Origin of the sequence: Paenibacillus sp. FA6, from assembly GCF_051550225.1 — a bacterium.
Lineage (GTDB): Bacteria > Bacillota > Bacilli > Paenibacillales > Paenibacillaceae > Paenibacillus_AQ.
This window is the reverse complement of record NZ_CP188820.1, coordinates 1,270,646-1,285,719: the sequence shown is the minus strand read 5'-3', so window position 1 is coordinate 1,285,719 and position 15,074 is coordinate 1,270,646. Positions and strand designations below refer to the sequence as shown.

The 15,074-nt window shown below is 41.3% G+C and carries 16 protein-coding genes; all 16 read right to left on the bottom strand.

Features of this window, described 5'->3' with window-relative positions:
• Positions 1–34: 34 nt before the first annotated feature.
• Entirely contained in the window at positions 35–988 is a 954-nt protein-coding gene (locus ACP8HI_RS05975) for a dipeptidase (protein ID WP_438350210.1), read from the bottom strand.
• A 124-nt stretch (positions 989–1,112) separates the two neighbouring features.
• Entirely contained in the window at positions 1,113–1,373 is a 261-nt protein-coding gene (locus ACP8HI_RS05970; protein WP_068655598.1) for a stage V sporulation protein S, read from the bottom strand.
• 111 nt (positions 1,374–1,484) lie between these two features.
• Positions 1,485–2,279: a TIGR00282 family metallophosphoesterase gene (locus ACP8HI_RS05965; RefSeq protein ID WP_438351720.1), complete on the bottom strand. Its 795-nt coding sequence runs from the start codon at positions 2,277–2,279 to the stop codon at positions 1,485–1,487.
• A 70-nt stretch (positions 2,280–2,349) separates the two neighbouring features.
• Positions 2,350–3,891: a ribonuclease Y gene (rny, locus tag ACP8HI_RS05960; RefSeq protein WP_438351719.1), complete on the bottom strand. Its 1,542-nt coding sequence runs from the start codon at positions 3,889–3,891 to the stop codon at positions 2,350–2,352.
• Positions 3,892–4,204: 313 nt separating this feature from the next.
• Positions 4,205–4,939 (bottom strand): regulatory protein RecX, encoded by a 735-nt coding sequence (locus ACP8HI_RS05955; RefSeq protein WP_438350209.1) that lies wholly within the window; start codon positions 4,937–4,939, stop codon positions 4,205–4,207.
• 121 nt (positions 4,940–5,060) lie between these two features.
• A complete protein-coding gene (gene recA, locus ACP8HI_RS05950; protein WP_438350208.1) occupies positions 5,061–6,122 on the bottom strand; it encodes a recombinase RecA in 1,062 nt (353 codons plus the stop codon).
• A gap of 216 nt (positions 6,123–6,338) precedes the next feature.
• Positions 6,339–7,613, bottom strand: a complete 1,275-nt coding sequence (locus ACP8HI_RS05945) for a competence/damage-inducible protein A (RefSeq protein ID WP_438350207.1) — start codon at positions 7,611–7,613, stop codon at positions 6,339–6,341.
• 117 nt (positions 7,614–7,730) lie between these two features.
• A complete protein-coding gene (gene pgsA / locus ACP8HI_RS05940) occupies positions 7,731–8,318 on the bottom strand; it encodes a CDP-diacylglycerol--glycerol-3-phosphate 3-phosphatidyltransferase (RefSeq protein WP_438350206.1) in 588 nt (195 codons plus the stop codon).
• Positions 8,319–8,497: 179 nt separating this feature from the next.
• Positions 8,498–8,989: a YajQ family cyclic di-GMP-binding protein gene (locus ACP8HI_RS05935; RefSeq protein ID WP_438351718.1), complete on the bottom strand. Its 492-nt coding sequence runs from the start codon at positions 8,987–8,989 to the stop codon at positions 8,498–8,500.
• Positions 8,990–9,137: 148 nt separating this feature from the next.
• Positions 9,138–9,299, bottom strand: a complete 162-nt coding sequence (locus ACP8HI_RS05930) for a hypothetical protein (protein ID WP_438350205.1) — start codon at positions 9,297–9,299, stop codon at positions 9,138–9,140.
• Positions 9,300–9,379: 80 nt separating this feature from the next.
• Positions 9,380–10,327, bottom strand: coding sequence for a RodZ domain-containing protein (locus ACP8HI_RS05925; RefSeq protein WP_438350204.1), 948 nt, complete (start codon positions 10,325–10,327; stop codon positions 9,380–9,382).
• A gap of 43 nt (positions 10,328–10,370) precedes the next feature.
• Entirely contained in the window at positions 10,371–11,135 is a 765-nt protein-coding gene (locus ACP8HI_RS05920) for a DUF3388 domain-containing protein (protein WP_438350203.1), read from the bottom strand.
• Between the two features lie 192 nt (positions 11,136–11,327).
• A complete protein-coding gene (locus ACP8HI_RS05915) occupies positions 11,328–11,585 on the bottom strand; it encodes a DUF3243 domain-containing protein (protein ID WP_438350202.1) in 258 nt (85 codons plus the stop codon).
• 101 nt (positions 11,586–11,686) lie between these two features.
• On the bottom strand, positions 11,687–12,448 hold the full coding sequence (gene ymfI, locus ACP8HI_RS05910; RefSeq protein ID WP_438350201.1) for an elongation factor P 5-aminopentanone reductase: 762 nt from the start codon (positions 12,446–12,448) through the stop codon (positions 11,687–11,689).
• Positions 12,449–12,456: 8 nt separating this feature from the next.
• Positions 12,457–13,737, bottom strand: coding sequence for an EF-P 5-aminopentanol modification-associated protein YfmH (gene yfmH / locus ACP8HI_RS05905; protein WP_438350200.1), 1,281 nt, complete (start codon positions 13,735–13,737; stop codon positions 12,457–12,459).
• A 3-nt stretch (positions 13,738–13,740) separates the two neighbouring features.
• Complete coding sequence (gene yfmF, locus ACP8HI_RS05900) at positions 13,741–15,021, bottom strand: EF-P 5-aminopentanol modification-associated protein YfmF (protein ID WP_438350199.1); 1,281 nt, start codon at positions 15,019–15,021, stop codon at positions 13,741–13,743.
• Positions 15,022–15,074 lie beyond the last annotated feature (53 nt).

The window sequence follows — 15,074 nt, the reverse complement described above, 5'->3', positions numbered from 1 at the left end:
AAGCTTATTTGTATGTCTAACCCTATTCGCTTCGCTATTCAGCAGATTTACCCGGTAGATACGTCTCCAAGTAACTTAAAGCATTCCCTGATAACCATGAATTAACTTGTTCTTCCGTGTAATACTTCAACAGTAACTCAATCAGATTAGGATACTTGCCTGGATGCTCCAAATCTGAGATCCAAGTATCAATCCCATCGAAATCAGACCCGAACATCAGATGCTTCTCTGCTCCAAGCTCGCACATATGCTCTATGTGAGGAATGATGTCCCTAGGAGTTACTTCACCATTTCCACTCTTAACGAACCAAGGTACAAAAGTTAAGCCAATTCTGCCATCCATAGAAACCATCCCTTTGATCTGTTCGTCATCCAGATTTCGCACATTTGAACATATAGCATAAGCATTAGAATGCGATGCAATGAATGGTCTCTCCGTTAATTCAGCCAACTCCCAGAACCCCGCCTGTGACAAATGGGAAACATCCAATAGCAACCCAATCTCATTGCATAATTCAACAAGCTGTCTTCCTTTCTTCGTAAATCCGCCATTTCTCGTCTCAAGTACGCCATCAGCTGCCCAATTCGCATAATTCCATGTCAATCCGAGGAATCTCACCCCTAGCTCATATGCTGTTCTCACATTGAACATATTTCCCTCAAGCCCATCTGCTCCCTCGATAGATAGCATTCCCCATGACTTGGAATTCGCCAATTGATTTACTTCTTCTTTAAAGCGGAGCCATTGCATACCATTACCCGTTGTAAGAACTTTATTTCGAAATACATCTATACCTTTCAGTATATATTCAAATCGAGGCTGTCCCCACTTTTCCAGTAAGTAAATAGCGAAACACTGAAGAACAACTCCCCCAGTTTGTAATCGTTCATAGGTAACATCCAATCGACTATCATTCATAAAAATAATCGAAGCATCATCTGTCATTTTACTAAGTACATCACAATGAAAATCTATCACTGATCTCATATATGTACTAATCCCCTTCCTAACAAAAAAAACTGTTTACCTCAGCTAAAGATAGACTTCACCACTTGGGTAAGTTCAACCTTCTACACAGGTAAACAGGTTTAAGACATATGAAAATAGAAACTCATCTTGGCTCAACAATTAATTTCATCGCCGTGCGGTCTTCCCCATCAATCACAATATCTGTAAAGGCTGGAATACAGATTAAATCAACTCCACTAGGTGCAACAAATCCCCGGGCAATAGCTACTGCTTTTACAGCTTGGTTCAAAGCACCGGCTCCAATCGCCTGTAGTTCAGCAACTCCTCGTTCACGAAGAACACCAGCAAGCGCTCCCGCAACCGAGTTAGGATTGGACTTAGCTGAAACTTTTAATACATCCATAAGTTGATCCTCCCCTGGGAATGATGATGGCTCATATCCACATACTAATTATTATTCAGGAAAGTAGAAATCATGACTTATTTTATCAATACCCATTTATTTTTTATCGTATTAACTCATAATCCATTCGTCTTCTTGCAAACGAATCTTCTCAATTTTTAGAGCACTTCCCGTAGACTCATCTATTTCGACAAAGACGCCATGGAAATGCCACTTCCCTGTATCTACTACGAACCGCACTGGAAGCTGTGTTTCAAATTTACGAAGTACGGCTTCTCGTTCCATTCCAAGAATCCCTTCCCTCGGTCCAACCATCCCTGCATCCGTGAGATAAGCCGTTCCACCTGGAAGAATGGTATCATCATTACTCTGAACATGCGTATGTGTACCCACTACAAGAGACACACGACCATCTAGATTCCATCCCATAGCTATTTTCTCAGAAGTCGCTTCAGCATGGAAATCGACCAAGATACATTTATGCTGTTTGCGTAGCTCTTCGACAATTTCATCACTTTTACGAAAAGGGCAATCAATTGCTGGTAAAAACGTACGCCCTTGCAAATTAACGATCGCCAATTCTTTTCCGTTTGCTTTAATAACCGTATATCCACGTCCGGGTGTCCCCGGTGGAAAATTAGCTGGACGTATTATTCTTGGTTCATCGTCAATAAATTCAAATATATCTTTATTGTCCCACGTATGATTTCCCATGGTAATTCCATGAACACCCCAATTATAAAATTCATTCGCAATAGACTCTGTAATCCCACGACCTGCAGCAGAATTCTCACCATTCACAATAATAATATGTGGGTTGTATTTCGCTTTCAATACGGGCAACATAGCTTTAAGTGCTTTTCTACCAACTTCTCCTACAATATCTCCAATAAATAAAACGTTAATATCATTTCTCCTCCTTCAATATAAACAATATGAAAAGTGGCCCCAATGTGGCCACTTTTCATATTTACTATTATTTGGCGTATTCAACCGCACGAGTTTCTCGAATGACCGTTACCTTGATATGTCCTGGATAATCCAGTTCATTCTCAATCATCTTCGTAATATCACGTGCTAATCGGAATGATTCCGCGTCATCAATTTTCTCTGGGTGAACCATCACGCGCACTTCACGACCTGCTTGAATGGCAAATGATTTCTCCACACCTTCAAAGGACTCAGCAATTTCTTCCAACTTCTCAAGACGCTTAATGTAAGTCTCCAATGTCTCTCTACGCGCTCCAGGTCTCGCAGCTGACAAAGCATCTGCTGCACCAACCAACATAGCAATGACCGAAGTTGCTTCGACATCTCCATGGTGAGAAGCGATACTGTTGATAACCACTGGATGTTCCTTGTATTTCTTCGCTAGTTCCACGCCAATTTCAACGTGTGATCCTTCCACTTCATGATCCAGCGCTTTACCGATGTCATGCAATAATCCAGCACGTTTCGCCAATACAATATCTACCCCAAGTTCTCCTGCCATTAATCCTGTTAAATAAGCGACCTCCATAGAGTGCTTCAGAACGTTCTGACCATAGCTTGTACGGAATTTCAACCTACCCATAATCTTAATAAGATCAGGATGCAGTCCATGAACACCTACCTCGAAGGTTGCTTGTTCACCATACTCACGAATCCGTTCATCCACTTCTTTACGAGATTTCTCCACCATTTCCTCAATACGTGCAGGATGAATTCGTCCATCAGCAACCAATTTCTCTAGTGCTGTACGGGCAATTTCTCGACGGATTGGATCAAATCCTGACAGAATAACAGCTTCCGGCGTATCATCGATAATAAGATCAATACCAGTAAGAGTTTCAAGAGCACGAATATTCCGACCTTCTCGTCCGATAATTCGTCCCTTCATTTCCTCATTTGGAAGTGTTACAACAGAAACTGTTGTTTCCGCTACGTGATCAGCGGCACAGCGTTGGATAGCTAGAGTAATAATCTCACGCGATTTCTTATCTGCTTCTTCCTTCGCTTGGCTCTCAATATCTTTAATCATCTGTGCAGTTTCGTGACGTACCTCATGCTCTACATTGGTTAGAATAATTCCCTTCGCTTCCTCAGTAGTTAAATTCGAGATGCGTTCTAATTCCGTTACTTGACTCATGTAAATCATATCAATTTGTTGTTGAGTTTCTTCAATTCGTTTCTCTTTGTTAGCCACTTGCTCTTCTTTACGTTCTAATGCTTCCATTTTTTTATCCAGCGATTCTTCTTTTTGCAACAATCTACGTTCCTGCCGTTGAGTTTCATTACGGCGTTCACGAGTTTCCTTTTCAGCTTCGGACCGAATTCTATGGACTTCATCCTTAGCTTCTAGTACCGTTTCTTTCTTCACTGCTTCTGCTTCCTTCTTCGCGTTCTCCACGATTTGAACGGCAGCTTCTTCAGCACTGGAAATCTTAGCTTCTGCAATAGACTTTCGAATAAAAAAACCTACGAACCCAAAGATTACGGCTACAAAGAGAATGATCAAGACCCAAATCCAGGTATCCATCATCCCGTTCACCCTCCTCGTTTGTTCCTCCAAGGTATCCTTGGAATTTTCTACAGTTGTTCATTCATTAACTCATAACAATACTACCAACCTGCTATTACTACCGACATGCTGTGCGTACTAACCATGTACAATGTCCGCCAACCACTGGCGTTAAATTCATTCATAGGAACTAGCAGAATCAATATCTTTCATAGAAAGAACCTCTTTTGGAAGGAAAAAGATTCACTCTGCGAATATAGATTCTTTTTCATTTTAGTATTTGTGAAAAGATATTGTCAAGGGAATGCGTCGTAATCCCATATATTCTTATTTATTCGAACTCATAATCATCATCCACATCTTGTAAATCATCTTCTTGTATCACTTGATTCAGCACCCGTCTAACTTGCTCACCCGGGAATCCACGCCGCATAAGATAAGATCCTACCTTTCGTTTCTTATCTAACGTTTCACCTTTGGTGTGACTCCACTTCTTTCTACCAATGATAAGTGCACTCTCATATTCTTGTTCTGGGCTTACCCCATCAAGTGCTTCCGCAATAAGCGTTTTATCTACACCCTTTTGCCTTAACTCTTGTCTCACCCACGCCTTACCCTTGCGCTGGCTCCTAATTCGCTGCTCTGCCCACTGTTGAGCATACATAGCATCATTTACTAATCCTTCGCGACTTAAGCGCTCTAGCACGTCCCCAATGACCTCCAGCGAGGTTTCCTTCTCTTGAAGTCTTATCTGTATTTCTTTGCGAGTACGTGACTTTCTCTCTAAATATTTCAATGCATGAACATAAGCTATTTGCTTCTCATTAGACAATACAATTTCTTCTAATTCATGTTTCCAAAAGGTATTCCCTTTCACCATTCTATACTTGATCATCACATCTTCATGAACAGAGAGCACATAAGATTCGAAAGATATTAAATACCTATATTTCTGCTTTGGTTCCCGCTCCACTCCCGTAATAACCAATTCTTGATCCGCAGGAAAATGGGAAGTAGCACTTGTTACATCTTCTTCAAGATAATAGTCATTATTCAATTCATCCATGAGTTCAATCACTCACCTTTCCTTAAGAAATTTATCCACAAACAAGCCAAAAGGCACCCCATGTAATTATATTACGGGCGCCCTCCATGTCATAACAACTTAGATCACTACAATACCAAGCCTATTCCATTTCCAACAGTTCTTTCTCTTCCAACTCATCTTCCTCTTTCTCTTTCGCGTCTGGAGGAGTGACTACACTCGTCAAATTGCTAGCTTCCCGAATTCTCTTCTCAATAGTATTTGATATCTCAGAATGATCCTTCAGGAATTGCTTCGCATTCTCTCGACCTTGGCCTAAGCGTTCACCTTCATAGGAGAACCAAGCCCCGCTCTTGTTTATGATATCCATATCCACACCGATATCAACAATGCCGCCTTCCTTGGAAATACCTAAACCATACATCATATCAACGTCAGCCTGTTTAAAAGGTGGGGCTACCTTGTTCTTAACGACTTTAATCTTAGTACGGTTACCAATAATGTCGTTTCCGTTCTTAATACTCTCTACTCGACGTACATCCAAACGGATCGTGGCATAGAACTTCAAGGCCCGTCCACCTGGAGTGGTCTCAGGATTACCAAACATAACCCCGATCTTCTCGCGCAACTGGTTGATAAAGATCGCAGTGGTATTAGATTTACTAATTACCCCTGATAACTTCCGCAAAGCCTGAGACATCAGACGGGCTTGTAAACCCATGTGGGAATCCCCCATGTCTCCTTCAATTTCTGCCTTTGGTACTAAGGCCGCAACAGAGTCAATGACAATGATGTCCACTGCACCACTCCGTACCAATGCTTCTACAATTTCTAATGCTTGCTCACCCGTATCTGGCTGCGATAGAAGCAGTTCATCAATATTAACACCTAGATTAGCAGCATATTTAGGATCTAACGCATGTTCCGCATCAATGAAAGCCGCGGTTCCACCAACCTTCTGAGCCTCAGCGATCGCATGTAGAGCTACAGTCGTCTTACCAGACGATTCTGGACCGTATACTTCAATAATACGACCTTTTGGAAATCCACCCACGCCAAGGGCAATATCCAGAGCTAAAGAGCCACTGGAAGTAACTCCCACTTGCATGTGTGTTGATTCGCCTAACTTCATAATGGAACCCTTACCGAATTGTTTCTCTATTTGACGAAGCGCTACATCCAGCGCCGCACGACGATCTGACAATTGACTCACATCCTTCAATATTTATAATATTATGATACCTTGTTTTAGAACGTTTGCCAAGCATTTTTTCGAACATACATTCGTTTTTTTATCAGATCAATGCTCCTTCCTTTTTGATACGGGTCCGATACAATAGAAAAAGAACCGTAGCAAAATACTTGTTTCGCTACGGTTCTTCCGTTATAAGAGTAGTATACTACTACCTATATCAATCATTCAACTGTCTTGCTGAAGTTTATCGCTTTGCATGATTTTCAACCACAACCGATACAACAGACTTTTAACCGTACGAATCCGAATAGACTCTCGATTCCCACCTAAACGTAGCTCATGAACCTCTGTCTTCTTTCCTCGTTCAGCAATTGCAATATATACAAGACCTACTGGTTTGCGCTCGGAGTACCCTGGACCCGCAACCCCCGTAATCGATAGACCAAAGTCTGTATCCGCAATCATTCTAACTTGTTCCGCAAGCACCTGTGCGACCTCCGCACTCACAGCACCAGGCGCCTCGTCTCCCTCCAATAAATCATGGGGAACGTTCAGCAGTTTTTCTTTTAACTGATTAGAGTAGCATACAATGCCACCTAAGAACATGGTCGCACTACCAGGTACGGATGTAATTCTCTCCATCAAAAGCCCACCAGTACAGCTCTCGGCTACACCTAATGTCATCCCGTGATCCGCCATCAGATCAACAATAGCTTTCTCAATAGGAATATCTTCAGTAGCATACAAATGATTAGGAAGTAACAACCGAATTTGTTCTTCTGTTGCATCCAGCTTGATCATCGCTTCCTTCTCACTATGTGCCTTCGTTGAAATCCGAACCGTGACCTCGCCCTCTTTGGCATAGGGAGCAATCGTTGGATCACTTTGATTCTGAATTAATTCCAATAGCCGTTCCTCTAGCGCAGACTCACCAATACCAGCAAACTTTAACATGGTAGAATAAATGGGCATTTCATTCGTAAGAGCGTGTTGCAATAACCATGGCTTAGCCTCTTCATGGAACATTGGGGCCATTTCTTTCGGTGGTCCGGGAAGAATAATATAATACTTCCCCTCATGCGATAACGCATTGCCGACAGCAAGTCCTGTGGGATTAGCAAGAGGCGTACTTCCTTCGACTACCGTCGCTTGTCGCCGATTATTCTCAGTCATGTGCGCACCACGACTATTGAAGAAGTTCTCAACATGATCCATAGCAAGCCGATCTATATGTAATTCTCGTCCCAGTAATGCTGCAAGTGCATCCTTAGTTAGGTCATCTTGTGTGGGGCCAATACCACCCGTTAATACAATAATATCCGCCCGCTGACTCGCCAATGCAATGGATTCTTGTAGCCTATTTAGATTATCACCTACGACGGTTTGGAAATACACATCAATTCCTAATGTAGCTAGTTCCTGAGACAAGAACTGAGCATTTGTATTTACAATCTGTCCCAACAACAATTCTGTTCCCACTGCAATGATCTCTGCTTTCATTTCTAAAAAACCTCCACTTCGTGTCGAATCAACCTGAACCCCTTTTTAAAAATCTGAAAGAAAAGACAATAGGATAATCTCCTACTGCCCCCAATAAAGTGCTTATTCTATACGCTATTAGCTATTAGTCAAATTTAATACACTTTTATTCTTAACGAAATAATCAATCCCAGAATATAGTGTGATCAGACCAGCAGCCCAAGTCGCAATGACGTCAAAAGGAAGTGATATAAAGACAAAAGGAAAATTGTTAATTAGCATAGCTATGATCGCTATGATCTGAACAACCGTTTTAATCTTCCCCCAACTACTAGCTGCAACGACCTTACCCTGGAGCAGAGCAATCTGACGAAGTCCTGTCACTGCAAATTCCCTACTGATAATAATAATGACAATCCAGCTCTCACATTTTCCCATTTGTACCAATGAAATCAGAATAGCTGCTACCAGTAATTTATCTGCTAATGGATCAAGCAACTTCCCTAGATCCGTCACCAAATTATTCTTGCGTGCGAGATAGCCATCAATCCCATCTGTGCTAGCAGCAATAATAAAGATGATCGCAGCAACCAGTTGGTTAAAGGGCAATTCATAAGAACCCCAAACGATTGGATTTGGATAAAAACTAAAATCAACTAATAAAAATACCATCATAACGGGAATTAGACAAATTCTAGCTACCGTAATACGATTGGGTAAATTCACAGGATGACCTCCCTGTAAATCATATTAAAATCCATCAAAAATAAATCACAGTTCAATAGTATACTCTGGACTCTCTCTGTCATTATCCATGCTCCCCCAGTGATATAACCCATTATTACTAAATGAATCTTTTCAAGTATAATATATGGATTATTCAGTGTCAAAAAGTAGCACTCCTCTTACTTGACGTTCGTAAACTGAAGATCTAAGGAAAGATCTGCTTTGAGTAATAGTTGCATGATCGCTTGCAAATCATTTTTACTCTTACCCGTTACACGAATTTGATCTCCTTGAATCTGACTTTTCACTTTTAATTTCGAATCGCGAATCAGAACATTGATCTTTTTAGCGTTATCCTGATCGATACCCTGTTTTAAAGTCAGCTTCTGCCGAACAGTCCCCAAAGAAGCAGGTTCAATTTTACCATAATCCACATTCTTTAGTGTTAATCCTCGTTTAACCATCTTTGATTGCAGAATATCGATAACCGCATTCAATTTATATTCATCGTCCGAGGCAATAACAAGAGCATCTTTATCTAATTTAAGACTACTCTTACTCCCTTTGAAATCGAACCTCGATGCAATTTCCTTCTCCGCTTGGGTGATGGCATTATTCATTTCTTGCAAATCAAATTTGGATACAATGTCAAAAGAATTTTCTGAACTCATCATTCCACGTCCTTTCTAGAAACGTTCTATCATAATATATAATTCTATCATTGAAACTTATTTTCACAAGAAGAAACGGCTTTGCCGCCCTTAGATAAGGACGGTATCCGTTTCTGCGAGAAAACACATGAGAGTTGAGACACACAAACTATCTACTACTGGAAGGTTGTCGTAACATATCTAGAACCCCCAGTACAATATGGGCAATTCCAAAGCCCAAAATACCATAACCCCATGCATTTGGAGTTAAATAATACCCGAGTAAACTCACAATAATACCTAATCCGGTCACAATCCAGCTGACTGTCACAGTAAACACCACTCTTTAACGGAGATTTTCAGACTACAACATGGTATAGCTAGTCTTATTATTTCCGCCAAAGTTGTTACTTATTCACCTGTAGTTGTATCCGTAACTGCATCCGTATCCGTGGTATCCATCTCAAGAATGATTCTTGTTGTCGTTTTCCCATCCGTAATAGGCTGACCCGCTACAGTAATAATCGTTGCAGGTGAATAACCCGATTTGATCAGCATATTTTGGCCATCCAATTCTAAATTAAGAACATCACCATCTTTTGTGTTACCGAACGATAGCTTCTCTCCAGTAGAATCTTTACCTCTGTAGACTTCAAGCCAGCTCTCGCCGCTAGCCTTAATCTCAACTGGAACCTTCGCACCCTTAGGGCCTGATACTTTAAAGATGGTATTCTTCCCCTTCTTACCATCTTCCGTCACCGTTACGGTTTGTGGTTCCACCGGTGGAATCTCCTCTACTGGTGGTTCCACCGGTGTATCCGTTCCCCCATTGACCTCTCCAGTGTTATTACCCGGTGTTGGTTCTCCTTCAATTCCCTCTGGATCTACTACAGGATCATCGGTTATCGACGGATCCTTAATATCCCCAGTTATTTTTTGCCCGGAATCCACTTGCTTATTACTCGGCTTCTCTTCTAGAGAAGATACATACAAATAAATAACGACAATAATTAATATGGGAAAAGTCCACATTAATACGGTTGATAACCATTTCACATTTCGCTCTTTAGGAACTCGATTGCTCGAACGTTTCTGGATGATCGGCTCCATAGTCCCTTCAATCTGAGAGGACGACACTTCCGTATCCCCTTCTAAGAGTTCATCAGGATTAAGACCTACGGTTTCTGCATATGTCTTTATAAACGCCCGCACATAGAAATTCCCGGGAAGAACTTTATAGTCACCCGCCTCGATGGCTTCTAAATATCGTTTGCGAATTTTCGTCATTTCCTGTACATCATCAAGACTCATTCCCTTTTCGAGTCTTGCTTCCCTTAACTGTTGACCCAGTTCAGACATACCATCACCTCCTGATTTTATCATTATATACAATGTTCATTCATTAATCTTCCATGTAGGTATTCGTAAAGGTATCGTAAACGATCTCTTCATCCCAAGTGTTTCTCAGCTCAATAATAATATCAAAAACATCGAATGAACCATTGGTCTCCTGTACAAATACATCTGGATGTTCAATCACTTTGGTACAGGGCATATCCATAATATCCTGTAATAATTTATAGTGTTTCTCACTAGACCTCATCGTACTAACAATTCCATCAATTATAAAAACATTATTAGCATTCATCTCATCCTCTGACAGCTGACTACGAATCGTTTGACGTAGTAGTGTAGATGAGATAAACGTCCAGTGCTTCATCGCGCAAACACTACCTGCAATAATAGACTCCGTTTTACCTACACGTGGCATACCTCTTAATCCAATGACCTGATGGCCTTCTTTCTTAAATACTTCACCTAAGAAATCGACAAGCAGTCCAAGCTCATCACGTGTAAAACGAAACGTCTTACCATCCTCAGAATCTCGGTCAACATATCGTCCATGACGTACAGCAAGCTTATCAACAAGTTTTGAAGGTCTTAGTGCTGAGAGCGTTATATTATCCACCTTTTTGAGCATTGATCCCATAAGCTGTATTTTCTCTACATCATCCGTTTCAAGCAACATTCCCCGAGTCTCGCCTTCAACGCCATTAATAGTTAGTATATTAACTTCCAGCATCCCAAGTAAAGATGCAATATCTCCCAATAAACCTGGTCTATTCTTATGTATCTTATATTCCATATACCATTGTTTTGGCTCCAATTCAACACCTCATCTAACACGTTTCCCATACATTCGACACGACTTGCTCGAAACCCCATCTTGAGTCATGTTATTTCTACATCGGTTTCAGTCATGGGTCATGTTAATGATATATAAAAAAAAACCGAAAGGCAAGGTCAACTCTGTAATGATTGTAGAAAAGCTCCCATGAAGGGAGCTTTTCTCGCAGAACTATGCATTTTTCTTGGCTAGTTTAACCATCAAGCGTGCAATAGTTTGCCGTTCTTCTTTATTTCCAACATCCCACAATTCCTTAAGTGTTCGGTTGGAGGCATTCTGGGGATCGACCTTCTCATCTAGAAAATCGCCGATTTCGTAAGCCAATTTCGAGATGGTATCTTCACTCATCCCCATCTTTTGAGCCTGCACTACACGTTCACCCAAAAACTTTTTCCAACTATCAAAATTTCTGACAACTGTTGATGACATATTAAATCCTCCTTTGCCTGACACATGAGATTTAAAATCAACAGTTATAATATGAGCTTATTTGGACTTCATTATGCGAGATATTATCGGAAAATTCTGACTTAAGTGACCCACCCACCATTCGGACTAATGACTTGGCCATTAATATATCCCGATTCTGGCAGGGCCAGGAAATAAACAAGTGACGATATCTCATCAGGCTGAGCCAGCCTTCCTGCTGGTATTTCTTCCTCAAGCATTCGAACTTCATCCTCTTGTAAATGATCCAGCATAGATGTATCGACGGCACCAGGAGCCACGGCATTGACTGATATTCCCGAGGGTGCCAGCTCTTTCGCCAATGCTTTAGTAAAGGCGTTCACTCCGCCTTTACTTGCTGAGTATAATACCTCACATGATGCTCCTGAAATTCCCCATACCGAAGATATATTAATGATACGCCCCCAACGCTCTGATATCATATAAGGCATAAAGGCTTGTGTACATAAAAACATGCTCTTCAAGTTGGTTGACATCACATCATCCCAAATCTCTTCTGTCACATCTGAGAGCAATCCATAATGAGATATCCCCGCATTATTCACCAGAATATCTGGCATCATTCCATGACTCTGAAGTTTGTCACGCATCCGAATTATTTCTTCACGATTCTTCAAGTTCGCGGTTATCGTTAGAACGTTAGCTCCATGAATCATACAGCGACGTGCGACTTCATTAGCCTCTTCATGGGACTTTCCATAATGAATAACAACATTCATCCCCACAGTTGCGAAACGCTCTGCTATCGCCGCTCCAATGCCCCTGCTAGCCCCTGTAATTAGAACTGTCGTTTCCCCGAACGGCTTGCTCCATTCCGCTCCCATGTTATTACTCAAGGATTAATCACAACCGACACAGCAACTTGGCTCGAATCAATGTGCTCATTTAATCGTTCATTCACATCTTTTAATGTAATCGACTCATATACCTTTAGGATGGAGAAAAAGTCACTCCCGCGAAATTGATATTTGGTAAATTCATGGGCAATATTCTCGGGAGAATTCAGCATACGTAAATATCCACCCATTTTCTTTTTACGTGACCGCTCGAAATCAGTCTCCTTAAAGCCTTCCTTCACAAGTTGTTCCACTTCTTCTTGAATTCTACTCAGCAGTAGATCAGGATCCCTTGTATCTCCACCAATAATGGAAAATCCATAGTGAGGGGAACTGTTATATTCATATCCGAAGCTATCTGAAATGAGCTCCTCATCATAAAGTTTCTGATATAATTGGGTACTTGAACCAAACAGTAAATCGAGCATGAGTTTAGTCGTCAGATCACGCTTCAGCAATGCCTCCCCTTCGAGTCCAACATGCCTATCCTTGTATCCAAATAAACACTTTGGCATCGAAACGGTTAGGTTATTTACGCGTTTTTTCTCTGCCACTCCCACTGGTTCTTGTTCAAATAATCGTTCTATGACACCTTGAGGTTCATATGATTTCTTCGCTTGGTTATTCCTAACAAGTTCGAACACTTCCTCAGGCTTAACCCCACCCACCACGAACAGAAGCATATTGCTTGGATGATAAAAAGCATTATAACAAGAATATAACGTCTCCTTCGTAATCGTACTAATAGATTCCACCGTACCCGCGATGTCGATATGAACGGGGTGAACTTTAAACATGGCTTCAATTAGACCGAAATAGACACGCCAATCCGCATTATCCTGATACATCCCAATTTCTTGAGCGATAATCCCCTTTTCCTTATCTACATTCTGATCTGTGAAATATGGATTTTGTACAAAGTTGATTAACGTCTCCAAATTATCTTCAATATTCTCAGTCGCTGAGAATAGATACACCGTTTGATCAAAGCTTGTGAATGCATTCGCAGAAGCTCCTTGCGAAGCGAAGGTTGCAAAAATATCGCCTTGCTGTTCCTCAAACATTTTATGTTCAAGAAAATGAGCAATTCCATCAGGCACAGCTACCTCTTCCTGCCCTTCCACACGGAAGCGATTATCCACTGATCCATATTTGGTCGCAAATGAGGCATACGTCTTGTTAAATCCTGGTTTAGGAAGAACATAAACACGTAGCCCATTATCCATGACTTCGTAGTATAGCGTTTCTTGTAAATGCTCATATTGTATACTATCCATGTGCTATTCCTCCTTTTGCCCCGTTAAGAAATAGATGGTATCCAGCTCGAAGGTTGCTGCTGCAGCGTGTACATCATCCACTGTAATATTCTTCACCTGTTGAAGAAGTTGCTCGGCTGTGCGATCTTTTCCAGACAACTGCGAATTGAAATCAAATGAAATCATTTCAAATGCAGAGTCATCCATTTCAAGCAATAAATTTCGAATCATGGCCTTTGTTTGTGACATCTCCAACTCACTGATCTGACCTGTTCGCATTTCCTCCAACTGATTGCGAATAATCGTGACCGCTTTCTCGTAATTCTGAACCTCAATGCCAGATTGAATCGTCCCGATTCCTTTATGACCATCGTAACGAGAGGAGGCATAATAAGCTAAGCTTTCCTTCTCACGCACATTCAAGAAAAGCTTCGAATGAGGATATCCACCAAGTATTCCGTTATACACTAATGCAGAGGCGTAAGCGTCATCCCCATAAGTAATCGTTGTACGAAGCCCCATATTCAGCTTCCCTTGATTGACATCCAATTTCTCAACAATGGTTCGAACATCGCTCACATCGCGAGTCGACTGATGCGACTCATAAGATACAGGAGTTGAAGAATCTAGATGAAAGTGCTGTTCTACCATCTTCTGTACTTCCTCAATGGTTGTATCTCCGACCACATATAGATCTATACTCGATTCATTCAACCACTTGATGTATGAGTTATAGAGGGATTCTGAAGTTATAGAGTCCAAATCCTTACGCTGTCCGAGCGGATGTAAGCGATATGGCTCATTCCGACACATTTCTTCCAAGCAACGCTCAGCGGCATAACGAATTTTATCATTTACGATAGACTCCAATTTTTTACGGACATTCTCTTTCTCAGCCTGTACATAAGCATTTCTGAAATGCCCATCTTCTAATACCGGACGAGTAACGACCTCACCTAGAAATGCAAAGGAGGATTCAAGTAGACTTTCTTCGCTCTGAACAAAAGAATCGTTAATCGTATCCATACGAAACTGAACGATCTGGTAATCCCCTCTTTTATATACATCGAACCCAAATCCAGCTCCATATAATTGTTCCAATCTTTCACGGAACTGTGTAGTCTCTGGAAAGGACTCCGTCCCTCGCCGCAGTACAAAGGGAGTTAGTGCTGTAGAAGTCACCGTCTCTTCGGAAAGCGGGGTACCCACATACAAAGAAATCGCGAACGTTTTGAAGCGCTTGGTAGGCATGACATGTATCCGTAGGCGACCTGCACTACCGTGTTCAAATCTCATTTTATTCAAGGTCCCAATCTCCTTTAATTGATGAATTGTTTATTTAGGTTGAAGCATTGTAA